Raw genomic sequence first — 22735 nt, 5'->3', positions numbered from 1 at the left:
CTTATTTAACATAATATATATTATCGCTCTAGCATATGCCCGATCAGCTTGACCGCCTCCTCCGCTTAATGGTCGCCTTGCGCGATCCGGTGAACGGTTGCGAGTGGGATCGCGCCCAACGGTTCGAGACGATCGTGCCGCACACGATCGAGGAAGCCTACGAGGTTGCCGATGCAGTTGCTCGCGGCGATCTGTCGGATATTCGCGACGAACTCGGCGATCTTCTGTTTCAGGTGGTGTTTCAGGCGCGGATCGCAGAGGAAGCCGGGCACTTCGATTTCAACGACGTCGCTGGCGCGATTTCCGACAAGCTGGAGGCGCGTCATCCTCACATTTTCGGCGATGCCCAGTGGGCCGGCGGAATGCGCGAAGAGCGTTGGGAAGCGATCAAGGCGGAGGAACGGTCGGCCAAGGGCGCCCAGAGCGCGCTGGACGGTGTGGCCGTGGCACTGCCCGCTTTGTCCCGGGCGGAAAAGCTCCAGAAGCGCGCGGCACGGCTAGGCTTCGACTGGCCCGACACAGTCGGCCCGCGCGCCAAAGTCGTGGAGGAGATGGATGAGCTGGATCAGGCCGAAAGTCGGGAGGAACGCATCGCGGAGGCCGGCGATCTGCTGTTCTCCGCCGTCAATTTCGTGCGCGCGCATGGCATCTCGGCCGAGGATGCCTTGCGCGCCGCCAATGCAAAGTTCGAACGCCGTTTTCGCGCTATGGAAAGCCTCGCCGAAGGGACGCTCGCCGACCTTCCGCTGGAAGAGCAGGAAGCCCTTTGGCAGCGGGTCAAGCGCGAAGAGGACTGATCGCTAGCTGTCCAGGCTTGCAAACCGTCCCAGTTCCTTGGGCGTCAATCGCACCCGGACGCGGCGCTTCGGCTCGTCCCCGCCATCCACGACATCATCTTCGAGCACTTGGCCATGCGCATGGAGCCAGGCGATTTTCTGCCCTCGTGCAGCAGGCAGTACGAACTCGTGCACTTTGGCGCCGGCGGTCAGCAATGCGTCGATCCGCGCAAGCAGTGCCCCCACCCCTTCCCCGGTGACCGCCGAAATCGGCACGGTGTTCTCATCCTGCCGAGCACTTTCAATCATCCGGTCGCGCTCTGCCGCGGCCAGCAAATCGATCTTGTTCCAGGCCTCTACGATAGGGATAGCGCTTTCGCCCCCTTCCCCTTCCGCAATTCCCAGGTCGCGCAGCACTCCAAGCACTTGCGCTTTCTGCGCGGCAGCCGCGGCGTTTGCCATGTCGCGCACGTGCACGATCACATCGGCGCCCGTAACTTCTTCCAGAGTGGCGCGAAATGCCGCGACAAGCTGGGTCGGAAGATCTGAGATGAAGCCGACGGTATCGGACAGGATGGCCTTTTCCACCCCGGGAAGTCGGATTGCCCGCATCGTCGGGTCCAGGGTCGCGAACAACAGATCTTCGGCCATGACAGATTCGCCAGTCAATCTATTGAAAAGTGTAGATTTCCCGGCATTCGTATAACCGACGAGAGCGATCACGGGCCAAGGGGCGCGGCCACGCCGCTCGCGGTGGAGCGCGCGCGTCTTGCGCACCTGTTCCAGCTCCTTGCGCAGGCGCCCCATGCGCTGACGGATCATGCGCCGGTCGGCTTCGATCTGCGTTTCACCCGGCCCGCCGAGGAAGCCGAAGCCCCCGCGCTGCCGCTCAAGGTGGGTCCATGAGCGGACCAGGCGGCTCTGCTGATAGTCGAGGTGCGCGAGTTCGACTTGGAGGCGACCTTCGGCCGTCGCCGCGCGTTCTCCGAATATTTCCAGAATCAGGCCGGTCCGGTCGATCACCTTGCGGCGAAGAGCTTCTTCCAGATTGCGTTGCTGGATCGGCGAAAGCGCGCCGTCGATCACGACCAGTTCCGCCTCGTGCTGTTCGCATGCGGTGGCGATGTTCTCGACTTGTCCCGATCCGAAGAGCGTGCCCGGCTTTACCTGGCGCACGGGCACGACACTGGCGTCCACAACGACGATGCCGATGGCGAGCGCAAGCCCGCACGCTTCGGCCAGGCGCGAGTCGGCATCCAGATCGTGCTGTTGTCCGCGGATATCGGGACATACGACAAGGGCCCGCGCACCGCGCGAAACCTCGCCCAGAAGATTGTCGTCGAAGCTCAGTCTTCGTCGCCTTCCCAGTCGTCGGTGAGATCCACCGGCGTAGCAGGCTGGATCGTCGAAACCGCGTGCTTGTAAGCCAGCTGGACGTAGCCTTCGCGCTCGAGCAGCATGCAGAAGAGATCGTACGCCGCGATCGCCCCCTGGAGCATCACGCCGTTCACGAGGAACATCGTCACTTGCGCTTCGGCATCGCGCACGCGCGAAAGGAAGACATCCTGCAGCAAGCGTTGCTTCTTGCTCGAATCCTGGCTGGCGAACTGCTTCGCATCCATCGGTTGGGCAGGCATGATGGTCGAAATCGCGTGCTTGTAGACCAGCTGCGACTGTCCGTCCCGCCGCAGAAGGATGGAGAAATTGTCGAACCAGGTCACAATGCCCTGCAGCTTGACCCCTTTTACGAGGAACATCGTCACCGGGGTCTTGTTCTTGCGCAGGATGTTCAGAAAGGCATCCTGCAGATTGGGCTGGCGCCCCTGTTTGGGCTCCTCAGCAGATTTCGCCTTGGGGCGCGCGGAAAGTGTCTGTCCGCTAGGCATGTTTGCGTCCTTCTTCTTGGCGGCCGCCCTTGCGGTCCGCATTCTGGCTGACGGAGAAAAATCGCCAACCGGATAGTCAACCGACTATGCCGCTCTTGGTGCCCGCGAGCAATGGAATTTCGCGCTTCGGGTTCAGCCCTTGCGGTCGGCCGGGCTGCGCTCGCCCATGCCGAGCAACTTCAATTTCCGGTGCAAGGCCGAACGTTCCATGCCGATAAAGCTCGCCGTCTTGGATATGTTGCCGGAAAAACGGCGGATCTGAATACTGAGATACTCCCGTTCGAAGTTCTCGCGTGCCTCGCGCAGCGGCACACCCATCAGTGTCGACAGTCCGTTCGTGGCGCCGAGCTTGCCGCCCATGACTTCGCTGGGGAGCATCTCCGCCTCGACCATGTGCAGGTTGTCGCGCGGCGACAGGATGACGGTTCGCTCGACCACGTTCCGCAGCTGGCGGACGTTGCCCGGCCAGTCGTAGGCCTGGAGCGCGGCCATGGCCTCCTCCGATATTTCGGGCGCGGGAATGCCCTGTTCGGCGGCATAGCGGGTAAAGAAGTGCTGCGTCAGCGCCGGAATATCGTCGCGCCGCTCGGCCAGAGAGGGAATCGCGACGGGGACCACGTTCAGGCGGTAGAACAGGTCTTCCCGAAACCGCTTGTCCTCGATCTCCTGCGCCAGATCGCGCGAAGTCGAGGAGACGACGCGCACGTCGACCCCGATCTGGCGGTTCCCGCCCACGCGCACGAAGCTCTGTTCGGTCAGCACCCGAAGTATGCGTGCCTGGGTGGAAAGCGGCATGTCGGCCACTTCGTCCAGGTAGAGCGTCCCGCCATCCGCCAGTTCGAGCAGGCCGGGCCGGACGAGCTTGCCGTCCGATTCCTCGCCGAACAGTTCCTGCTCGAAACGCTCGGGCGTGATCCTCGCCGAATTGACGATCACGAACCCGCCGTCGGCACGCCCGCTCCAGCTGTGCAGAAGCCGGGCGGCGACTTCCTTTCCCGCGCCCGCCGGGCCACTGATAAGAACCCGGCTGCCAGTGCCCGCCACCCGTTTCAGCGTGGCGCGGACCTGGTTGATGACCGAAGAATTGCCGGTGAATTCCTCGCCGACGCTGAAACCCTGCCGCAACCTGGTATTTTCGCGGCGCAGCCGCTCGGTCTCCGTGGCGCGCGCGACGAGGTGGAGCAGCTTTTCCGCTTCGAACGGCTTCTCGATGAAATCCACCGCCCCGCGACTGACGGCGGAAACGGCAGTGTCGATATTGCCGTGCCCGGAAAAGATGATCACCGGCAGCTCGGGCTCGCGCTTCTTGATCTCGTCGAGCACTTCGAGCCCGTCCATCGGACTTCCGTGGAGCCAGACGTCGAGAAGGACCAGGCTTGGGCGGCGCTCATCGATGGCGGCCAGCGCGGCTCCGCTGTCGCCCGCGGTTCGGCATTCGTACCCCTCGTCGCTCAGCACGCCGGAAACGAGCTCGCGAATGTCGCGTTCGTCGTCCACGACGAGAATTTCGAGGGTCATCGACAATACTCCTTGCAAGATATCATTCCGCCGCTTCGCTCCCCTGCAGCGATGGGTTGCGCGCAAAGCGCAGGGTGACTCGCGTTCCCCCGCCCGCCGCAGTTGCAAAAGCCATTTCCCCCCCGTGCTCTTCGACAATCTTGTTGACGATCGCGAGGCCGAGCCCGGTCCCCTTCTCGCGCGTCGTCACATAAGGTTCGACGATCCGGTCGCGGTCCTGCGGCAGGCCGACTCCGTTATCCTCCACCGCGACCACGACATCGTCCTCGCCGGGAACGATGGACACTGCGATCCGCCCCCTGAAATCCGGCTCGGCATTGCGTTTGCGGGCTTCGACGGCTTCGACCGCATTCTTGAGCACATTGGTCATCGCCTGCCCCACCTGGTGGCGATCGCAGGCGAGCGTTACCGGGCCAGTCCCGTCGAATTCGAACCGGAAATCGATTTCGGGATGCGCCACTTCCTGGAGAAAGAGCGCCTGACGCACGAGATCGAGCGCGTCTTCCTGCCGGAAGACCGGCTTCGGCAGGCGCGCGAACGAGGAAAACTCGTCCACCATCTTCCGCAGGTCGCCGACCTGGCGCACGATCGTGCTGGTCAGCTCGTCGAACAACTCGCCGTCGTTTTCGATCTGCGAGCGATAGCGGCGCTTCAGCCGCTCGGTAGCGAGCTGGATCGGGGTAAGCGGGTTCTTGATTTCGTGCGCGATACGGCGTGCGACATCGGACCAGGCGGCTTGTCGCTGGTCGAGCAGCTGGCGCGTAATATCCTCGAACGTGATCACTTTGCCTTCGGAGAAGTCCGCGATCTTGACGGCGAGCGTCAGCAGTTCGCCGGCGACCGTCTGGTTGACGACCCCCCGATCGATTCCGCCGTTCACCAGTGCCGCGATCGGCGGAGTCAATTCGTCGAGTGTCAGCCCGATAGGCGGCGGCGAGCCTTCGTCGAGAAGGAGCGCCTGCGCCGAACCGTTCATCAACAGGACCTGGCGATCCTGATCGACCGAGATGACACCTGCGGTAACCGATTCGAGCACCGTTGCCATAAATGCGCGACGATTTTCGAGCTGCCGGTTGGCGCTGACCAGCGCATCGGTCTGCTTTTCGATCTGGGCTGTCATTCGGTTGAATGCGCGATTGAGCAGACCGATCTCGTCGGGGCCGGTGCGCCCTTCCACCCGCAACGCGAAGTTGCCCGCGCCGACCTGTCGCGCCGCGCCGACGAGGTCGGTGAGCGGTTCCACTTGTCGATCGGCGAAGCGCAGCGCGAACCATACGGCCAGCGCGAGCAATCCCAGCGAAACGAAGAACAGCGCGAGGTTGAAGCGCAACTGAAGCGCCCTCCCCCGCTGGGTCAGCATCTCGTAGTTGGCCGAGATCGAATTGGCGCGATCCCAAAGGTCGAAGGCGAAGGCCCTGGAATTTCGTGCGTTGTAGAGAAAGATGCCGCTGTCGCGATCGATGGCAGCGATGGCCTCGATCCGTTCCGTCTCGCTCTGCACGACGACGGGCTCCTCGCTCCCGACCCGGTCGAAGATCGACGAATCGAGCCGCGTCGGATCGTTGTCGGCCAGCAGCCCGAACATCGCGGCGGTTCGCAAGCTGCCGTCCGCGACGCGTTGGAGAATGGCCGATTCGTTGATGTTCCGGCCTTCGGCCTGATACCGGTAATAATCCTCGAATCCGCCGTCGGTCAGACTGCCGCGCTCGAGATAGTAGCGCAGGTCGCCAGCCATCGCGACTGTGTGATTGGCGACTTCCAGCTGGTTTTCCTCGTAGTACCAACGCGCAAACTCATTGGCGTTGCGCATCAGGCCGCGCGAATCGTCGGAGAACCAGAAGTCCACGCCCGACTGGAAGAGCACTGCCGCGAAAGCCGCTACGAGCAGCGTGGGAACAGCCGCGACCAGCGAAAAGAAAAACACCAGCCTGACGTGCAAACGGGCCGTGCTGCCCGCCGCCCGGCGCAGGGCCAGTCGCCGACCGAACAGGACCACAAGCGCCATCGCCGGCAACAGCGTTCCGATCAGCAGGCTGGCGATCTGCCCTGCCGGAACGAGCTGCCCGTCGGCCGGCGCCCTGTCGAACGTCAGCCAGGTGGTCAGTATCATCGCGGCCAGCGAGACCGCGGAGACGATCTCCAGCAGGAGGAAGAAATTGGCTCGCCGCGATGCAACGACGAAGCGCCGCCACCAGCGCGGATTGCGCTTCGTCAAGGGGAGTGTCGATTCCGCCACAGTTGCAAGCTTACAACTGCACTGTTGCGGTTTTGCAAGGGCAAATCCGTCCAAAGGACAAATTCACCGGACAGACTGCTATCCTCCTTGAGCGAAATCGTCGACATTGAGCTGCAGTTCGCCGAGCTTCTTGCGTAGCGTGTTGCGATTGATGCCCAGCAACTTTGCCGCCCGCAACTGGTTCCCGCCGGTCTGCTTGAGGGCGTGTTCGAACAGCGGACGTTCGAAGGCTGCAATGGCCCGGTGGTACAGGGTGCCTTGTGCCGGTGCGTGTTCGGCCAGCCATGCCGCCAGGGCCGATCGCAGGCCGTCGTCCTGTCCGGCGACGGCGGTGTCGGAGGTATCGCCCAGTACGGCCGCGACGGTCGGCGCATCGATGACATCGTCGCGCGCCATGAGCGCCAGGCGATAGACCGCGTTCTGCAGTTCCCGCACATTGCCGCGCCACGCCTGCTGCTCCAGCAACGCCAGCGCCGACCGGTCGATCCGCCGTTCCGGCAGCCCCTCGCGCGCCGCCAGGCCCAGAAAGTGCTTCGTCAGTGCCTCTATGTCCTCGACCCGTTCGCGCAGCGGCGGCAGCACGATCGGTACGACGTTCAGGCGGTAGAACAGATCTTCGCGAAACCGCCCGGCGGCGATCATCGGCTTGAGATCGCGATTGGTCGCGGCAATGATCCGTACGTCGATGGAGATTTCCTGCCGGCCGCCGACCCGTCGGATGCGGCCCGACTGCAGCGCCCGCAGAAGGCGGGTCTGCGCCTCGATCGGCATGTCGCCGATCTCGTCCAGAAACAGCGTTCCGCCGTTTGCTTGCTCGAACTTGCCGATCGCTTGCGCAATGGCCCCGGTGAAAGCGCCCTTCTCGTGGCCGAACAGCTCGCTTTCGATCAGCTCTGCAGGGATGGCGGCCGCGTTGACGGCAATGAAAGGCCCCGACTTGCGATGGCCCAGCTGGTGGATGGCCTCCGCGACCAGTTCCTTGCCCGTGCCCGATTCGCCGAGCACGAGCACGGTCAGATCGTTTCGCAGGACGCGGGTGATCATGCGATAGACGGCCTGCATGGCATGGCTGCGCCCGACCAGCGGCAACCCGTCGCCTGCCTGCCCCTCTTCCCCCCGCTTGGCGCCGGACCCTACGGCCTGGCTTACGGCACGCACCAGGTCGTCGAGGTCGAAGGGTTTGGGAAAGTACTCGAACGCTCCGGTGTCGCTTGCACGCACCGCGGTATCGAGCGTGTTTTGCGCCGAAAGGACGATCAGCGGCATGTCCGGGCATGTCGCCCGCACGCTCTCGATAGTGGCTATCCCGTCCCCGTCGGCCAGCATCACATCGGTGAGCATCACGTCGTATTTGCCGGCGGCAAGCAGACGATCGCGTGCCTCTATGCTGTCGCAGCGATCGACGGTGAAACCGTCGTCCTCGAGCGCCGACCGGATGACCGTGGCAATCGACGCATCGTCTTCGACCAGCAGCACGGTGCCGCTCATGGCTGTTCTCCTTCTTCCCTTGCCAGGGGCAGGTGAATGCGAAAATGGGTCAGCCCTTCGCGTTCGTCGCGCTGATGGCCGATACGGCCGTCCATATCGCGAATGAGCTTGCGGACGAGCGCCAGGCCGAGACCCTGACCGCTTGCCTTGGACGTCACGAAAGGTTCGAACACGTGATCGCGCAGGATCGGGTCGATCCCCGGCCCATTGTCGCTCACCGTGATCTCGATCGGCAGCCGAATCGCGCGGCCCAGCTTGAGGTTCGAAACAAGCCCGCTGACGAAGCGCGTGCGTATGACGACCCTGGGCGCGCGCTCGTTGGCGCAGGCGTCGCAGGCGTTGGAAACGAGATTGATCAACACCTGCTCCAGCGCATCGCGGCTGGCGAGCACGGGCGGTAGCGAGGGGTCGAACTCCTCGACCATTTCGACCCGCTGCTTGCCGGCCGCTTGCACTGTGGCGGTGGCGCTGCGGATCGCCTCGTGCAGATTGGTCGCCGCAACCGGATCGGCGCGTTCGCTGCCCAGGCGTTGCATCCGGTCGATAAGCCGGGCGATACGATCGACCTCCGCCGATATCATCGTCGCCAGCGGCCGATCCTTTTCATCGAGCTTGCGTGCGACGAGCTGGCCCGCCCCGCGGATCGCCGCCAGCGGGTTCTTGATCTCATGCGCGAGAATGGCGGGCGCGCGCAGGGCCGTCTCTTCCCGCCCTTGGTCGCCCATTTCGCCCTGCCCCACTTCGGAAAAGGTCATCACGCGCCAGCCCGGATGCGTTGCCAGCGGCGATACGGTGACATTCACCTGCGTCACCCGCTCGCCGCAGCGCATCGCCATTCCGCGCACCGTCAGCCGCGCCTCGCCATCCGTCAGGCGCTGGGCGACCCGTTCGTCGTCGAGGGCGATCACGTCGAGGAGCGGTTCGCCGACAAGCCTGCGGGCGCTGCGATGCAGCAGGTCTTCGGCGGCGGGATTGGCTTCGCGTACGACGAGGTCGGGATCGAGCAGGAGGACAGCGAAAATCAGACCGGCGATCTGGGCCGCGGCATCGGGCCGTTCGCTCGTTGCGTTCATGCCGCGCGGCGATGAAGGAACGGTTCGTAGAAGCGTTCGATCTCTCCCAGAACCTGGTCCGGGTCGTCGATGAAGTTGGCCCGGTTGCGAAATTCCGCGGAGCCGTGCATCCCCTTTGTGTACCAACCGAGGTGCTTGCGCGCGATCTTGGTGCCCACCTCCCGGCCATAGTGGTCCAGCATGGCACGGTAGTGCTCGACCAGGACCGCGTACTGCTCGTCGAAGCTGGGGCTGGCAAGCCTTTCGCCGGTCCGCCACCAGTGCATCACTTGGCCGAGCAGCCACGGCTTGCCGTAAGCGCCGCGCCCGATCATCACCCCGTCCGCGCCCGATTGCTCCAGCGCCCGGGCGGCGTCATCGATCCCGCAGATGTCGCCATTGACGATGACGGGGATCGACACCGCTTCCTTCACCTTGCGCACGAAAGCCCAGTCGGCCTGCCCCTTGTACATCTGGTTTCGCGTGCGGCCGTGCACGGTGATCATCTTCACGCCCAGATCTTCGGCAATACGGGCGAGTTCGGGCGCGTTGAGGCTGGCGTGGTCCCAACCCATCCGCATCTTCACGGTAACCGGCACGGAAACGGCCTTGACCGTCGCTTCCATCAGCCGCGTCGCCAGCGGTACCTCGCGCATCAGGGCGGAGCCGGCCATGCCGTTGGTGACCTTGCGCACGGGGCAGCCGAAATTGATGTCGATGATCTCGGCCCCGCGATCCTGGTTCAGCTTCGCAGCCTCCCCCATCGATTCCGGATCGCAGCCGACGAGCTGCATCGACACCGGCTCTTCCACAGGGTCCCAGGCCGCCTTCTGAATCGACTGCCGTGTTTCCCGAATGGCCGCCTGGCTGGCGATCATTTCGGTCACGTTGAGCCCCGAGCCGTAGCGCCGCACGAGCGTCCGAAACGGCATGTCGGTCACCCCGGTCATCGGCGCGAGCACGACAGGGCAGTCGATCGTGACCGGACCGACATGAATGGGCTTGAGAGCCGGAGGGGTAGGAAGCGTCGTCATCGAAGCGGTGCCTAAATTTTGGGCAGCGCATAGTGGATTGCCCGCCGCGGTGCAAGGCGCTAGCGCCCCGGTCTCCATGCCGCACAGCACGCCCCTGCCCCCGTTCGCCGCGATCGTGGTTGCCGCCGGCAAGGGGCTGCGCGCCGGCCAGGCGGCGCCGAAGCAGTTTGTGCCTTGGCACGGAAAGCCGGTCGTCCGCCATTCGGTCGAAGCTCTGCTGGAGGCAGGTGCTGCTCCGATAGTCGTCGCTATTGCGCAGGACGCCGAGAAGCAGGCGCACGAGGCGCTGACGGGCCTTGACGGGTACGAACTGGTTGCCGGGGGCGAGACACGCCAGCAGTCCGTCGCCAACGCTCTGGAACATCTGGAAGCGGTCGCGCCGCAGTCGGTTCTGATCCACGATGCGGCCCGGCCGGCGCTCCCCCGGGCGGTGATCGCGCGCCTGCTGGCGGCTCTGGCCGATCACGCTGGCGCAATACCTGTCCTGCCCGTCGTGGACAGTCTTGCCATCGCCGGCGACGGTGTCATGACGGGATCGGCGGATCGCGCGAGGTTGCGCCGCGTCCAGACGCCGCAGGCCTTCCGTTTCGGCCCGATACTGGCAGCTCATCGGCGCTGGCAGGGACCGCGCGACGCCGGCGACGATGCCCAGGTCCTGCGCGCGGCAGGCGGCGTCGTGGCCCTGGTCGAAGGCGACGAAGCATTGAAGAAGCTGACTGTGGCAGAAGACTTTGTGAGCGAGCGCCCGGCCATTCGAACGGGGATGGGTTTCGATGTCCATCGCCTGGCCCCGGGCGAAGAACTGTGGCTGGGGGGGCTCCGTATTCCGCACGACAAGGGGCTGGCCGGGCACAGCGACGCCGATGTCGTGCTGCATGCGCTGGTCGATGCTTTGCTGGGGGCGATCGGGGCGGGCGATATCGGAACGCACTTCCCGCCTTCCGACCACCAATGGAAGGGCGCGCCCTCTTCGCGCTTTGTCGAGCACGCCGTGAAGCTGGTTTCCGCAGCCGGCTATGCGATCGGCAATGTCGATCTGACCGTGATCTGCGAAGCCCCGAAGATCGGCCCGCATCGCGAAGCCATGCGGGCGAGTATCGCACGGCTCTTGGCGGCGGACCCGGAGAGGGTTAGCGTGAAAGCCACCACCACCGAAGGACTCGGGCCGACCGGCCGCGGCGAAGGTATCGCTGCACAGGCGGTCGCCACCCTGATTGGAAAGGATCGATCGTGATCGGCAGACGTGTCACCGCCTTGACCGCCCTTGCGCTCATGCTCTGTCCACCGCCGGTTGAGGCTCGGGAAGCGCCCGATCCAGAGCACGTCGAAAGTGCAGTTCGTTTCGGCCTGCCCGCGCTCTTTGCGGGCTATCGCGCAACTTGCGCCGATGTGGAACGCGGTCTGGAGCTTCTCGATCCCTTGCCTGTCGACACCCTTGCCGGGCTCGTCGGATTTGTCATGGCCGTCGCCGACGATGACGACAGCGGGCCGACAAGCGCAGTGGGAGGGAACTAGCGATGTCGGGCGCTCTGTTGAGCGACGATATCGAAGGGCTTGCACGCCGGGTCGTGGATGAAAATGCCCGCGTCGATCGCCGCGTCGCGCTGGCCGAAAGCTGCACCGGCGGGCTCGTCTCCGCCGCTCTGACCGAGATCCCCGGGTCTTCGCGCGTGCTCGACCGCGGTTTCGTGACTTATTCCAACGAAGCGAAAGTGGAATCGCTGGGCGTTTCCAGCGAGATCATCGAAACGTTCGGCGCTGTTTCGATCGCCTGCGTATGGGCCATGGCGCAGGGGGCGCTGGAACGCAGCCTGGCAGACGTGGCAGTGGCCATCAGCGGCGTCGCCGGGCCGGACGGCGGGACGGATCTCAAGCCGGTGGGGACCGTCGTCTTCGCCCGGGTCACGCGCGGGCAAACCGGCGATCCGGAAGGGGAGCTGCGCAATTTCGGCAGCATCGGCCGCGCGGAAATACGCCGTCAGGCGACGCTTTGCGCGCTGGAATTGCTGCTGCCGTAAAGATCCCTCGCACGTTCTTCGAACGCTGCGACCATCTTGCGGAATGCCCGGTCGAAATACTGGCCTGCAAGCGCCTCGAAAATGCGGTTCTTGAAGGTGAACTGCACCGAGAAATCTATCCGGCTTCCGCCTTCGGGCAGATCGGTGAAGTGCCATTCGTTGTCGAGATCGCGCAGCGGGCCGTCGACATAGACCACATCGATCATCTCGGGTCGCCGTTTCGTCACGCGCGAAGTGAAGCTTTCGCGAAAGCTTTTGAATCCGACGACCATGTCGGCGATCATTTCCTCCTCGCTGTCGGAGCGAACGCGGGTCGCGATGACCCAGGGGAGGAATTCCTTGTAGCGCGCGACGTCGGCCACGAGGTCGAACATCTGCTCCGCGCTATAGGGCACCGTGCGGCTTTCGCGGATACCGGGCATCAGGCCTGCTGCTTGGCCAGCCTCGCTTCGCGAGCGGCCTTCATCTCGGCGAAATCGTCCCCCGCGTGATAGCTGGAGCGGGTGAGCGGGCTGGAGGCGACTTGCAGGAAGCCCTTGGCCCGCGCGATCGATCCGAACGCGGCAAAGGCCTTGGGCGTGACGAAGTCCTCCACTTTGGCATGCCGGGGCGTCGGCTGGAGGTATTGCCCCATGGTGATGAAATCGACATCGGCACTGCGCATGTCGTCCATCACCTGGTGAACCTCCAGCCGCTGCTCGCCAAGGCCCAGCATAATGCCCGACTTGGTGAAGATCAGCGGGTCGTGCGCCTTGACCTCCTCCAGCAGCCGCAGCGACGCGTAATAGCGCGCGCCGGGGCGGATGGTGGGATAGAGGCGCGGAACGGTTTCCAGGTTGTGGTTGAAAACGTCCGGCCCCGCCTCGCAGATCGCCTCGATCGCGGGGCGCATCTTGTTGCGGAAATCGGGGGTGAGGATTTCGATCGTCGTCTCGGGCGTTTCGCGCCGCAGCGCCTTGATCACCTTGACGAACTGTTCCGCGCCCCCGTCGGGCAGATCGTCACGGTCGACACTGGTGATGACGATGTGATTGAGGCCCATCTTTCCCGCGGCGATGGCCACGTTCTCGGGCTCCATCGGGTCCACCATGCGGGGCATGCCCGTCTTGACGTTGCAGAACGCGCAGGCGCGGGTGCACACGTCGCCCAGGATCATCACGGTCGCGTGCTTCTTCGTCCAGCACTCCCCGATGTTCGGGCAGGCCGCTTCCTCGCACACCGTGTTGAGGTTGAGATCGCGCATCAACTGGCGCGTTTCGTGATAGCCCTTGCTTACCGGGGCCTTGACCCGAATCCAGTCGGGCTTGCGTTGACGCTCGGGACGGGGTGCTTCTGGCGCAGGAGCGGCGGAAAGATCGTTCATGCGCCCCATCTAGGTCCCCACATCCCGTCTTGCCAGCCCTTTCGCTTCGCGGCATGGGGGGCCCATGAAAAGCTTTGCCGATCTGATCGATGGATACCGCCACTTCCGCAAGGGCGCATGGGTGACGCAGCGCGAACGGTGGAACGAGTTGGCCGCCGGGCAATCGCCCCAGGTGATGGTCATCGCCTGTTCGGACAGCCGTGTCGATCCCACTCAGATTTTCGACGCCGATCCGGGCGAGATATTCGTTGTGCGCAACGTCGCGGCGATGGTTCCGCCGTTCGAGACGACGCCGGGCCATCACGGTGTTTCGGCCGCGCTCGAGTTCGCGGTGCAGTTCCTGAAAGTGCGCGAAGTCGTCGTCATGGGTCATGGCCTGTGCGGCGGGTGCAAGGCGGCGCTTACGCAGGACCTTCACGGAACCGAGCCGGGCCAGGGCGGTTTTGTCGCGAACTGGATTTCGATGCTGGACGAAGCGCGGGCGCCGATCGCGGCCAGCCTGGGCACCGAAAGCCGCGAGGCCGAGCGCGCGATGGAGCAAGCGGCCGTGAAAGTCAGCCTCGACAACCTGCGCACTTTCCCGTGCGTCCAGGAGAAGGAAGCCAGTGGGGCGTTGTCGCTGCACGGTGCATTCTTCGCGATTTCGGACGGTGTCCTTCATCTGCTCGATCAGAAGAGCGGAGAGTTTCGGCCGGTCGCGTAAAGCGCTTGCGCCTTGTCGCGCCGCCAGCCATCTAGGCACCCATGTCCGACGAGCTACAGCACCGAAACATCGCCCTCCTGATCGATTCCGACAATGCCAGTCCGGCGGGGATCGACCCCGTGCTGACCGTCCTGGCGGAGCTGGGTCAGGTCAATATTCGCCGGGCTTACGGCAACTGGCGCAAGCCGGCGCTCAAGAGTTGGGCCGACCTCGTCCACCGCTATGGCATCGAACCGCAGCAGCAGTTCGACCTGACCCGCGGCAAGAATGCCACCGACATGAAGATGACCATCGATGCGATGGACCTGATGTATCGCGGGCGCGTCCACGGGTTCGGGGTCATGTCGAGCGACAGCGATTTCATGCCGCTCGCCATGCGCATCCGGCAGGACGGCTATCCGGTGTACGGATTCGGCAGCGCAAAAACGCCGGAGGGATTCCGGCAGGCATGCACCCGGTTCATCGATGTCGAAGCGCTGATCCGGGCCGAGAAGGAAGAACGTGCGAACGGTGCAAAAGGCAGCAAGCTCGACGACGAAATGCTGCATCTGCTGTTCGAGGCTTACAACGCCAGCAAGCGCGACGAGAAGGGCTTTGCGAAGCTTTCGGAAGTCGGGCAGCGGGCCGGCAACCGGTCCAGCTTCGACACCCGCAATTATGGCTATGCCCGGCTGATCGATCTGGTCGAGGCGATCCCCAACTTCGCCATGGAGCGCCGCGAGGGCGACCAGGTGTGGGTCAAGCGGCTGCGTTAAGTCACGCGACGTTCCAAGCAGGAAACAGCCAGAAAAAAGGCGCGGACCGAAGCCCGCGCCTGATTTTCCATTCGCTAGAACGAAGCCTTACTGCGCGGCTGTGCCGCCCGAAAGCTGCGCCTCGGCATAGAGCGCCCAGAGATCGGCAATGGCCGCGCGCGGGCCTTCGACTTTGTCGAAGTTCGCTTTCGCTTCGGCGAACTGGCCCTGATCCACCTGTGCAATGCCAAGACGGGTCAGGACCCTCGCCCGGTCCACGTCGGGGCGGGTCAGCGCGAGTTCGTACATTTCGATCGCCTTGGCCGTGTTGTCGAAATTGAGATACATGTCGCCGGCGGCGGCAGCGTCGAGCGCTGTCGCGCCGGAACCGCGTGCATCCTGCTCGAGCTGGGCCACGTCTGCCCGCGCCGGGCCGGTCTGCGCTGCGGCGGTCGCCTTCGCTTCGGTCACCAGAACGTCGCTGGGGTTCAGCATGTTGGCCGCAAGCCCGGCGTCGACGATCCGCCCCACTTCCGCCGGCAGACGCCGCGCATCGGCCGCCGAAATGTAATCGACATAATCGCGTTCGGACCGCAAGCTGTCGGTCCGGTCGGCCAACCGCATGAGATCGAGCAGCGACTGATCGTCGTAATCGTAGAAGCTGCGCTGAACCGCGATCGCATCGCCCCAGACGTCGGGCGAAGGATAGTGCTCGATATACAGCTTGCCGAAATCGGCCGCCTGATCGGCGAGCTGATTGTTGTAGGCGATGGCGAAGCCGCGCTTGATCCAGTTTTCCTCGACCGGCTGGCCGGCCTGATCGCGCGCTTCGATGGCCTGCTTCAAACTCGCGAGACCGGCTGCGTAGTTGTCTTCGGCAAAGTAGGTTTCGGCCATCAGACCCTGCAGGTTTGCATCTTCGTAACCCGCCGCAGCGGCCTGTTCGAACCGCTCGCGCGCCTGCGCGTAATCCTCGGCCTGATAAGCCAACTGGCCGGACGCGAAGAGGCTGAGCGCGCGGTTTTCGGGTGCGATCTTGCCGCTCTCCAGCATCATGTTCAGCCCCCGACGCTGCAAGGCGGCGTCTTCGGCCCGCACGCCGATCGTATAGATCGCCTGACCCGCCACGAACTTGTCATCGTCGGATTCGACGGCTGCCGTCAGGGCCGGAATCTCGGCCTTCAACGCGGTGGGATCCTCCTGCGCTTCGAGCCGCTTGCCCAGAGGCTGATAGACTTCGACAAAGCCCTTGGTATAGTTCGGTTTTGCCTGATCGCCCTTCTTTTGCGCTGCGGCCGGCGTTTCCAGTGCGGATACGCCAAGCACTCCGCCCGCGGCAAGCGCGAGAGCGAGGGCGAAATGCGTTCCGGGACGCGGACGACGCGCCTTGGGGTTGCGGACGGAAAAGTGCATCTGGGTATCTCCCATTTCGATAATTCTGCCAATGAGGCTAAGGAAACGCGCGATGTACGCGCTAGTGCCGTCTCAACGCGGCCATTGCAATTCCTTCTAGGGAAAACGTTCTGAACCGGCTTTGAATGGAAGGTTCCCCCGCCGCACGCCAGCGAGCGCGCAAGTGTGGAAAAACACCGCCCGAACACCCATCTGGGTGCTATCCAGGTGGTGCTGCCCGGTCGACTGGCCTAGGCTCTTCCCACCAGGTTCCCAACCGTAGAACGAAAAGAAAAGAAGTCCGTTGAGCGACGATACCGATACCCTTGCACCGCTGGCGCCAGCCGGAGATTTCGACCGAGTCGACATTGTCGACGAAATGAAGACGAGCTACCTCGATTACGCGATGAGCGTGATCGTCAGTCGCGCGCTTCCCGATGTGCGCGACGGGCTGAAGCCGGTCCACCGGCGAATCCTCTTCGCCAGCCAGGAAGGCGGCTTCGTCGCCGGGCGCCCCTATCGCAAAAGCGCCAAGATCGTCGGCGACGTGATGGGTAACTATCACCCGCACGGCGACGGCGCGATCTACGATGCGCTGGCACGCATGACGCAGAGCTGGTCGATGCGGGTGCCGCTGATCGACGGTCAGGGCAACTTCGGCTCGATGGACCCCGATCCGCCCGCCTCGATGCGCTATACCGAGGCGCGCCTGGCCAAAGTCGCCAACAGCCTGCTGGACGATCTCGACAAGGATACCGTCGACTTCGCCGAGAACTACGACGGTTCGCGGAGCGAGCCGACCGTGTTGCCCGCGCGCTTCCCCAATCTGCTGGTCAATGGCGCCGGCGGCATCGCGGTCGGCATGGCGACCAACATTCCGCCGCACAACCTCGGCGAAGTGATCGATGGCTGCCTGGCCTTCATCGACAATCCCCGGATCACGACCGAGGAGCTGTTCGAGATCATACCGGGGCCCGATTTCCCGACCGCGCCGCTGATCCTGGGCCAGTCGGGCGCGAGGGCCGCCTATACCACAGGGCGCGGATCGATCCTGATGCGCTGTCGCCATACGATCGAGACTTCGCGCGGGGACCGGCAGTCGATCGTGCTCACGTCGATCCCCTATCAGGTCGGCAAATCGAGCCTGGTCGAGAAGATTGCCGACGCGGCGAAGGAGAAGCGGATCGAAGGCATTGCCGACATCCGCGATGAATCGAGCCGCGAGGGCGTCCGCGTCGTCGTCGAACTCAAGCGCGATGCGACCGCCGAAGTCGTTCTCAACCAGATCTGGCGGCATACTCCGGCCCAGGCGAGCTTCCCCGCAAACATGCTGGCGATCCGCGGCGGGCGGCCCGAAGTGCTCACCCTGCGCGATATCATCCAGGCGTTCATCGTCTTTCGCGAACAGGTCATCACGCGCCGGACCAAGTTCGAACTGAACAAGGCCCGCGAACGCGCCCATATCCTGCTTGGCCTGGTGGTCGCGGTGTCGAACCTCGACGAAGTCGTGGCAATCATCCGCGGTTCCTCCAACCCGGCCCAGGCGCGCGAGAAGCTGCTCGTTCGCGAATGGCCGATCGGCGATATCGCGCAGTACATCCGGCTGGTCGAAGCGATCGAACCCGATGCCGAGCAGCAAGGCGGGACGTACCGCCTGTCGGAACGACAGGTGAAGGCCATTCTCGAATTGCGGCTACACCGCCTGACCGCGCTCGGCCGCGACGAGATCGGCGCCGAGCTGAAGGAACTGTCGATCGCGATCGAAGAGTATCTCGCGATCCTTGCCGACAGGCAGAAGCTTTACACGGTCTTGCGCGAAGAGCTGCAGGAAATTCGCGATCTCTACGCCACTCCGCGCCTGTCCGACATCGCGCCGGCCTGGGACGGGATCGAGGACGAGGACCTGATCGAACGCGACGAGATGGTCGTGACGGTCACGCTCGACGGCTACATCAAGCGCACCCCGCTTTCGACGTTCCGGGCGCAGGCCCGTGGCGGCAAGGGGCGCGCGGGGATGACCACGAAACAGGAAGACGCGGTGATGGACATGTTCGTCACCTCGACCCACAATCCGGTGCTGTTCTTTTCGACAGCGGGCAAAGTCTATCGCCTCAAGGTCTGGAAGCTGCCCGAAGGGGGCCCCGCCACGCGGGGGCGCCCGATCGTCAACCTCCTGCCCGCGCTGGACGACGGGGAGACGATCCAGACCGTACTGCCCCTCCCCGAAGACGAAGACAGCTGGGGAGCGCTCTCGGTCGTATTCGCGACCGCGAAAGGCAATGTGCGCCGCAATTCGATGGACGCTTTCACCAATATCCCTTCGAACGGCAAGTTCGCGATGAAGTTCGAAGAGGGTAGCGACGACCGACTGATCGGGGTCGCCCTGCTGGACGCAAACGACGACGTTCTTCTCGCCAGCCGCAACGGAAAGGCGATCCGTTTCGCGGGCGAGGACGTGCGCGAGTTCACGAGCCGCACCTCGACCGGGGTGCGAGGCATGAATCTGAAGGGCGACGACGAGGTTGTCTCGCTCTCGATCCTCCGTCGCGTCGGCACCGACGCGGAAGAGCGCGAACAATACCTCCGCTTCGCCCCCTGGAAGGGCGAACGCGAAGGCGAGTGCGAGCTTGCCCGGGAACGCTTCGAGGAACTGGCGGCGAAGGAGCAGTTCATCCTGACCGTCTGCGCCAATGGCTACGGCAAACTGTCTTCGGCCTTCGAGTACCGGCGCATCGGGCGCGGTGGTCAGGGTATCGTCAACATCGACAATATCGAACGCAACGGCCCCGTGGTCGCCAGCTTCAACGCGACTCAACGCGACCAGTTGATGCTGGTGACCGACCGGGCCAAGCTGATCCGTATCGGGCTGGACAGCCTGCGTGTGATCGGCCGCGGGTCGGCTGGCGTGCGCCTGTTCAAGGTCGCCGAGGGCGAACATATCGTCAGCGCGGTTCGCCTCGACGAAGAAGAAGCGCCCGAAAGCGAGGCAGAGGCGATGATCGTCGAAGGCATGCTGGCCCGGGATGCCGACGAGACCGCCCCTACGAACCCCGCGACGCGCGACGACAGGCCCCAGGATCCCGAATGACGGCTTGGCGCTTGACCCTCGGGCAGCGGACTTCGCCGATTGGCTGCTCGCGGGTGGCGTGACGATGGCTCTATCGTTCTCCGGGATCGTGTCTGCGCAAAGTCTGCACGATCCCGGTGGCGATCAGGAACTGCCCCGAAAAGTATATCGGCCAGATGAGCAATCCCGGCAGCGGGCTAGCGGCCAGCGGGCCGAACCGGGCGAAGATCAGCCAGTCGGAAATCACGAACAGCACCGCGCCCAGGCCGACCCGGTAGCGGGGGAAGCGGCTCATCCAGGCGCAGGCCGCCATTCCGCCCAGCGCCAGAGCATAGAGGGCGACACGCGAATCGCCCGATACGAGCCAGGAAATCAGCGGAGTTGCGACCAGCAGCGTCACCGTCAGCGCCTTCTGGCTGGACTGCGGACGATCGCGCAAATTGCGTAGATAGAGGGCCATTGCCGCGAGATGCGACGCGAAGAACGCGCCCCCACCCCAAACGAAGTCGAGTTCGATCAGCATGTCGCCGAGGGCGGACAAGGCCATGATCAGGCCCAGGAGGCGGGCGTCGGCACTGGCATGGCGCGACAGGGCATAGGCCGCCAGACACAGGCATCCCGCTCCCTTGAGCAGGATCAACCACAGCTCGCCCACCTGCCAGTCGCGCGCGACATAGTATATGGTCGCCGCGGCGATCGCAGCGAACAGCCAGGGCCTGTGTTCGACCAGCGCGCGCCTCGTCATCGTCCTGCTTACCCCCGAAAAGCGCGTTCTTGGACTTGAACCGGGGGTGGCGCAACCACTAGGTCTCTGCCGACAATGACCCATGACGTACACATTATCGGCGGCGGCCTGGCGGGAAGCGAGGCGGCCTGGCAGCTCGCCCGGCGCGGCTTTCGCGTGCGCCTGTCGGAAATGCGCGGCAGCGGGGCCACCACCCCGGCGCACCAGACCGAGGGGCTGGCCGAGCTGGTCTGTTCGAACAGCTTCCGCTCGGACGACGACGAACGCAACGCGGTCGGCCTCCTCCATCACGAAATGCGCCGCCTCGATTCGCTTGTCATGCGTGCGGGCGAGAAGGCGCGCGTCCCCGCAGGTTCGGCAATGGCGGTGGATCGCGACGTGTTCTCTGCCGAAGTCGAGCGGACGCTCCGCGAGCATCCGAACGTCACCATCGTGCGCGAACGGATCGACGCATTGCCCGACAGCGGCCCCACGATCGTCGCCACCGGCCCGCTGACAGCCGAAGCCCTGGCGGCGAGCATCGTGCGTGCAACGGGGCAAGACCGGCTCGCATTCTTCGACGCGATCGCCCCGATCGTCCATCGCGACAGTATCGACATGGACGTCGCCTGGTTCCAGAGCCGCTGGAACAAGGGGGACGGCAAGGACTACATCAACTGCCCGATGGACAAGGCGCAATATCTCGCCTTTCATCAGGGGCTGCTCGACGGCGAGAAGACCACGTTCAAGGAGTGGGAGGCCAATACCCCCTATTTCGAAGGCTGTATGCCGATCGAGGTCATGGCAAGCCGGGGCGTCGACACCTTGCGTTTCGGGCCGATGAAGCCCGTCGGCCTCGACGATCCGCGCACGGCCTGCCCCGAGTTTCCCCAGGGCCGCTGGCCCTATGCCGTCGTCCAGTTGCGGCAAGACAACAAGCTCGGAACCCTGTGGAACATGGTGGGCTTCCAGACCAAGCTCAAGCATGGCGCGCAGGTCGCCCTTTTCCGAACGATCCCGGGGCTGGAGAATGCCGAGTTCGCCCGCCTCGGCGGCCTTCACCGAAACACCTTTCTCAATTCGCCGCTGGTGCTGGACAGGCAGTTGCGGTTGCGAGGTGGCGAGCATATCCGCTTTGCAGGCCAGATAACCGGCTGCGAAGGCTATGTCGAAAGCTCGGCCGTGGGGCTGATGGCGGGCATGATGGCGGCTGCCGAACTGGGCAATGCCGATTGGTCTCCACCCCCTCGCAGCTCCGCGATGGGCGCCCTTCTCGCGCACATCACCGGCGATGCGGACGCGGAAACGTTCCAGCCAATGAATGTCAATTTCGGGCTTTTCCCGCCGCTGCACGACGTGAAGAAAAAGGCGCGCAAGGAAGCCTATACCACTCGGGCGAAGGCCGAGTTCGGTGCGTGGATTGCCGAATTGGATGCCATTCCGGCATAAGCCGCTTTCCCGCGAAGCGCCGACGCCGATCAGCAGCGGCACGCCGGCTTGGACCGGCGTTTGGGAGCGGTCGTGGCGAATTCTGCCGGGGTCAGTTCACCGTCGCCGTCGGCATCCGCTCCCTCGAAGCGTTCGGCCGTCGTTACCGCCCATTCTTCGAAGGTAAGCAGATTGTTTCCGTCGACGTCCAGTCTGCGAAAACCGGCGGTGCGCGAAGCGAGCATCTCGGTCCGCGTGATGCGGCGATCGCGATTGCGATCGTAGCGGAAGAAGCGCCGCTCTTCGCGTGTCAGTTCGGTCGCTTCGGGCGGTTCCGGGCCGACCATTTCGCCGGGATCGACTTCGGGCAGGCTCTGTTCGTCCTCCTGCACTTCCTCGAGCAAGGGCGGCGGCGCTCCCTGCTCCACTTCGGCCCTGCCCTGCCACCAGAACAGGCCCAGCCCCACGAGGACCAGCGTGGCGATCGCCGTAAGCACGACCCGGTTCATGATACTCCCCTCCCCCGACGGACCCTCAATCTAGCGCCCCAACATGCCGAGCCGCATGGTGGCGAGCACGTCCCGCCGACCGCCGACCAACGGCCCCCCGCCACGCTCGATCGCGCGCCGGCCGAGACCGCGCAGGACAGCGACCGCGCGCAACGGACGCGGTAGCTTCGCACCGGCCCGGCGAGCAAGCGCACCGCCAAGCTGGAGCGCGGTCGACCGTTCTTCCGCATTGCTCGAATGAGCGGCGAAATCGGCCAGGGCCCAGATCCTGGCGGCGTGGCCTGCCGCCTTTGCCGATTGCCCTTGCCCCGTCAGCCGGGCAAGCGCCGCGAAGGCATTGCCGCGGCCGTCGGCGAACTTTTCCAGCGAACTTGTGGGTAGCGGCGCATCGCCGATCAGTTGCTCCCATCCATCGACGAGCCCGGCGAGCGCCTGTTCCTCGCCTGCCCAGGCCTCGAGCGCGTCGAGCACCGGATCCCCTCGGGCGCGTTCGGCCTGCGGCTTGCCCAGCTCGTCGCGCCACCAGGCGAGCCGCAGCTGCGCGAGGAGCGGCTCGTTCGCCTTGGCCACGAGTTCGGACAAGCGCGCGTCGAGCGCCAGCAGAGCGAGCGTTGGAGCGCGGGCAGGCCCGGGCGCGTAGTGAAGCGCCAGACGTTGCGGCAGGGGGAGCATCTCGTCGATCATGCCTGGCCGTCCGATAGCAGGGAGGATGCCGGTTCACCACGGTCATCCCCACGCCGGCAAATCCGTCATTTGGAGTTTTTTAATGCGGCGTCACTAGTGCGCTGGTCAGGGAAGCTGCGGATT

Annotated in this window: 21 protein-coding genes; 8 read left to right on the top strand and 13 right to left on the bottom strand. The window is 64.4% G+C overall.

Features of this window, described 5'->3' with window-relative positions; genetic code table 11:
- The first annotated feature begins 35 nt into the window (after positions 1–35).
- Complete coding sequence (mazG, locus tag V5F89_RS13175) at positions 36–797, top strand: nucleoside triphosphate pyrophosphohydrolase (RefSeq protein WP_338446090.1); 762 nt, start codon at positions 36–38, stop codon at positions 795–797.
- A gap of 3 nt (positions 798–800) precedes the next feature.
- Here mazG and hflX read toward each other — a convergent pair whose 3' ends face one another.
- From hflX to dusB, 7 genes are all read right to left on the bottom strand, one after another.
- Positions 801–2105 (bottom strand): GTPase HflX, encoded by a 1305-nt coding sequence (hflX, locus tag V5F89_RS13170; RefSeq protein WP_338447578.1) that lies wholly within the window; start codon positions 2103–2105, stop codon positions 801–803.
- A 17-nt stretch (positions 2106–2122) separates the two neighbouring features.
- Complete coding sequence (gene hfq, locus V5F89_RS13165) at positions 2123–2662, bottom strand: RNA chaperone Hfq (RefSeq protein WP_338446089.1); 540 nt, start codon at positions 2660–2662, stop codon at positions 2123–2125.
- Between the two features lie 132 nt (positions 2663–2794).
- Positions 2795–4180: a sigma-54 dependent transcriptional regulator gene (locus V5F89_RS13160; protein ID WP_338446088.1), complete on the bottom strand. Its 1386-nt coding sequence runs from the start codon at positions 4178–4180 to the stop codon at positions 2795–2797.
- Positions 4181–4202: 22 nt separating this feature from the next.
- On the bottom strand, positions 4203–6395 hold the full coding sequence (locus V5F89_RS13155) for a sensor histidine kinase (protein WP_338446087.1): 2193 nt from the start codon (positions 6393–6395) through the stop codon (positions 4203–4205).
- 99 nt (positions 6396–6494) lie between these two features.
- Entirely contained in the window at positions 6495–7904 is a 1410-nt protein-coding gene (ntrC, locus tag V5F89_RS13150; RefSeq protein WP_338446086.1) for a nitrogen regulation protein NR(I), read from the bottom strand.
- Complete coding sequence (locus tag V5F89_RS13145) at positions 7901–8977, bottom strand: two-component system sensor histidine kinase NtrB (RefSeq protein ID WP_338446085.1); 1077 nt, start codon at positions 8975–8977, stop codon at positions 7901–7903. The genes ntrC and V5F89_RS13145 overlap by 4 nt, the downstream gene beginning before the upstream one ends.
- Complete coding sequence (gene dusB, locus V5F89_RS13140) at positions 8974–9990, bottom strand: tRNA dihydrouridine synthase DusB (RefSeq protein ID WP_338446084.1); 1017 nt, start codon at positions 9988–9990, stop codon at positions 8974–8976. Before dusB ends, V5F89_RS13145 begins: the two co-directional genes overlap by 4 nt.
- A gap of 76 nt (positions 9991–10066) precedes the next feature.
- Between dusB and V5F89_RS13135 the strand changes: the two genes are divergently transcribed.
- The 3 genes from V5F89_RS13135 to V5F89_RS13125 are packed head-to-tail and all read left to right on the top strand — an operon-like array spanning position 10067 to position 12008.
- A complete protein-coding gene (locus V5F89_RS13135; protein ID WP_338446083.1) occupies positions 10067–11224 on the top strand; it encodes a bifunctional 2-C-methyl-D-erythritol 4-phosphate cytidylyltransferase/2-C-methyl-D-erythritol 2,4-cyclodiphosphate synthase in 1158 nt (385 codons plus the stop codon).
- On the top strand, positions 11221–11505 hold the full coding sequence (locus V5F89_RS13130) for a hypothetical protein (protein ID WP_338446082.1): 285 nt from the start codon (positions 11221–11223) through the stop codon (positions 11503–11505). Before V5F89_RS13135 ends, V5F89_RS13130 begins: the two co-directional genes overlap by 4 nt.
- 2 nt (positions 11506–11507) lie before the next feature.
- Complete coding sequence (locus V5F89_RS13125; RefSeq protein ID WP_338446081.1) at positions 11508–12008, top strand: CinA family protein; 501 nt, start codon at positions 11508–11510, stop codon at positions 12006–12008.
- Here the strand turns inward: V5F89_RS13125 and V5F89_RS13120 are convergent.
- Both V5F89_RS13120 and lipA read right to left on the bottom strand, forming a co-directional pair.
- Positions 11969–12430, bottom strand: coding sequence for a type II toxin-antitoxin system RatA family toxin (locus V5F89_RS13120; RefSeq protein WP_338446080.1), 462 nt, complete (start codon positions 12428–12430; stop codon positions 11969–11971). The two genes, V5F89_RS13125 and V5F89_RS13120, sit on opposite strands and share 40 nt — an antisense overlap.
- The gene (gene lipA / locus V5F89_RS13115; RefSeq protein WP_425334356.1) at positions 12430–13371 is read right to left on the bottom strand and encodes a lipoyl synthase; all 942 of its coding nucleotides are present in this window, start codon (positions 13369–13371) and stop codon (positions 12430–12432) included. Before lipA ends, V5F89_RS13120 begins: the two co-directional genes overlap by 1 nt.
- A gap of 64 nt (positions 13372–13435) precedes the next feature.
- On the opposite strand from lipA, the gene V5F89_RS13110 reads away from it, so the two are divergent.
- Positions 13436–14074: a carbonic anhydrase gene (locus V5F89_RS13110; protein WP_338446078.1), complete on the top strand. Its 639-nt coding sequence runs from the start codon at positions 13436–13438 to the stop codon at positions 14072–14074.
- Positions 14075–14115: 41 nt separating this feature from the next.
- Positions 14116–14829 carry an NYN domain-containing protein gene (locus V5F89_RS13105; RefSeq protein WP_338446077.1) on the top strand — a complete coding sequence of 238 codons (714 nt, stop codon included), beginning with the start codon at positions 14116–14118 and terminating at the stop codon, positions 14827–14829.
- An 87-nt stretch (positions 14830–14916) separates the two neighbouring features.
- On the opposite strand, the gene V5F89_RS13100 is transcribed toward V5F89_RS13105, so the two are convergent.
- Positions 14917–16221 (bottom strand): hypothetical protein, encoded by a 1305-nt coding sequence (locus V5F89_RS13100; protein ID WP_338446076.1) that lies wholly within the window; start codon positions 16219–16221, stop codon positions 14917–14919.
- Between the two features lie 283 nt (positions 16222–16504).
- Between V5F89_RS13100 and gyrA the strand changes: the two genes are divergently transcribed.
- The gene (gene gyrA / locus V5F89_RS13095; RefSeq protein WP_338446075.1) at positions 16505–19288 is read left to right on the top strand and encodes a DNA gyrase subunit A; all 2784 of its coding nucleotides are present in this window, start codon (positions 16505–16507) and stop codon (positions 19286–19288) included.
- A 70-nt stretch (positions 19289–19358) separates the two neighbouring features.
- Here the strand turns inward: gyrA and V5F89_RS13090 are convergent, their stop codons facing one another.
- The gene (locus tag V5F89_RS13090) at positions 19359–20012 is read right to left on the bottom strand and encodes a lysoplasmalogenase (RefSeq protein WP_338446074.1); all 654 of its coding nucleotides are present in this window, start codon (positions 20010–20012) and stop codon (positions 19359–19361) included.
- Between the two features lie 75 nt (positions 20013–20087).
- Between V5F89_RS13090 and trmFO the strand changes: the two genes are divergently transcribed.
- Positions 20088–21440 carry a methylenetetrahydrofolate--tRNA-(uracil(54)-C(5))-methyltransferase (FADH(2)-oxidizing) TrmFO gene (trmFO, locus tag V5F89_RS13085; protein ID WP_338446073.1) on the top strand — a complete coding sequence of 451 codons (1353 nt, stop codon included), beginning with the start codon at positions 20088–20090 and terminating at the stop codon, positions 21438–21440.
- Positions 21441–21469: 29 nt separating this feature from the next.
- On the opposite strand, the gene V5F89_RS13080 is transcribed toward trmFO, so the two are convergent.
- Together V5F89_RS13080 and V5F89_RS13075 are read right to left on the bottom strand one after the other, a co-directional pair.
- On the bottom strand, positions 21470–21928 hold the full coding sequence (locus tag V5F89_RS13080; RefSeq protein ID WP_338446072.1) for an EF-hand domain-containing protein: 459 nt from the start codon (positions 21926–21928) through the stop codon (positions 21470–21472).
- Between the two features lie 30 nt (positions 21929–21958).
- Positions 21959–22612, bottom strand: coding sequence for a squalene/phytoene synthase family protein (locus V5F89_RS13075; RefSeq protein WP_338446071.1), 654 nt, complete (start codon positions 22610–22612; stop codon positions 21959–21961).
- Positions 22613–22735: the final 123 nt, after the last annotated feature.

It is taken from the genome of Pelagerythrobacter marensis (assembly GCF_036700095.1).
GTDB classification, from domain to species: domain Bacteria; phylum Pseudomonadota; class Alphaproteobacteria; order Sphingomonadales; family Sphingomonadaceae; genus Pelagerythrobacter; species Pelagerythrobacter marensis_A.
The sequence above is the reverse complement of the archived record's forward strand: the minus strand, read 5'-3'. Positions and strand labels throughout refer to the sequence as shown.

Coding starts and splice junctions, on each gene's coding strand:
- mazG (WP_338446090.1), top strand. CDS start 36: ATGCCCGATCAGCTTGACCGCCTCCTCCGCTTAATGGTCGCCTTGCGC.
- hfq (WP_338446089.1), bottom strand. CDS start 2,662: ATGCCTAGCGGACAGACACTTTCCGCGCGCCCCAAGGCGAAATCTGCT.
- V5F89_RS13160 (WP_338446088.1), bottom strand. CDS start 4,180: ATGACCCTCGAAATTCTCGTCGTGGACGACGAACGCGACATTCGCGAG.
- ntrC (WP_338446086.1), bottom strand. CDS start 7,904: ATGAGCGGCACCGTGCTGCTGGTCGAAGACGATGCGTCGATTGCCACG.
- V5F89_RS13145 (WP_338446085.1), bottom strand. CDS start 8,977: ATGAACGCAACGAGCGAACGGCCCGATGCCGCGGCCCAGATCGCCGGT.
- dusB (WP_338446084.1), bottom strand. CDS start 9,990: ATGACGACGCTTCCTACCCCTCCGGCTCTCAAGCCCATTCATGTCGGT.
- V5F89_RS13135 (WP_338446083.1), top strand. CDS start 10,067: ATGCCGCACAGCACGCCCCTGCCCCCGTTCGCCGCGATCGTGGTTGCC.
- V5F89_RS13125 (WP_338446081.1), top strand. CDS start 11,508: ATGTCGGGCGCTCTGTTGAGCGACGATATCGAAGGGCTTGCACGCCGG.
- V5F89_RS13120 (WP_338446080.1), bottom strand. CDS start 12,430: ATGCCCGGTATCCGCGAAAGCCGCACGGTGCCCTATAGCGCGGAGCAG.
- lipA (WP_425334356.1), bottom strand. CDS start 13,371: ATGAACGATCTTTCCGCCGCTCCTGCGCCAGAAGCACCCCGTCCCGAG.
- V5F89_RS13110 (WP_338446078.1), top strand. CDS start 13,436: ATGAAAAGCTTTGCCGATCTGATCGATGGATACCGCCACTTCCGCAAG.
- V5F89_RS13105 (WP_338446077.1), top strand. CDS start 14,116: ATGTCCGACGAGCTACAGCACCGAAACATCGCCCTCCTGATCGATTCC.
- V5F89_RS13100 (WP_338446076.1), bottom strand. CDS start 16,221: ATGCACTTTTCCGTCCGCAACCCCAAGGCGCGTCGTCCGCGTCCCGGA.
- V5F89_RS13090 (WP_338446074.1), bottom strand. CDS start 20,012: ATGACGAGGCGCGCGCTGGTCGAACACAGGCCCTGGCTGTTCGCTGCG.
- trmFO (WP_338446073.1), top strand. CDS start 20,088: ATGACCCATGACGTACACATTATCGGCGGCGGCCTGGCGGGAAGCGAG.
- V5F89_RS13080 (WP_338446072.1), bottom strand. CDS start 21,928: ATGAACCGGGTCGTGCTTACGGCGATCGCCACGCTGGTCCTCGTGGGG.
- V5F89_RS13075 (WP_338446071.1), bottom strand. CDS start 22,612: ATGATCGACGAGATGCTCCCCCTGCCGCAACGTCTGGCGCTTCACTAC.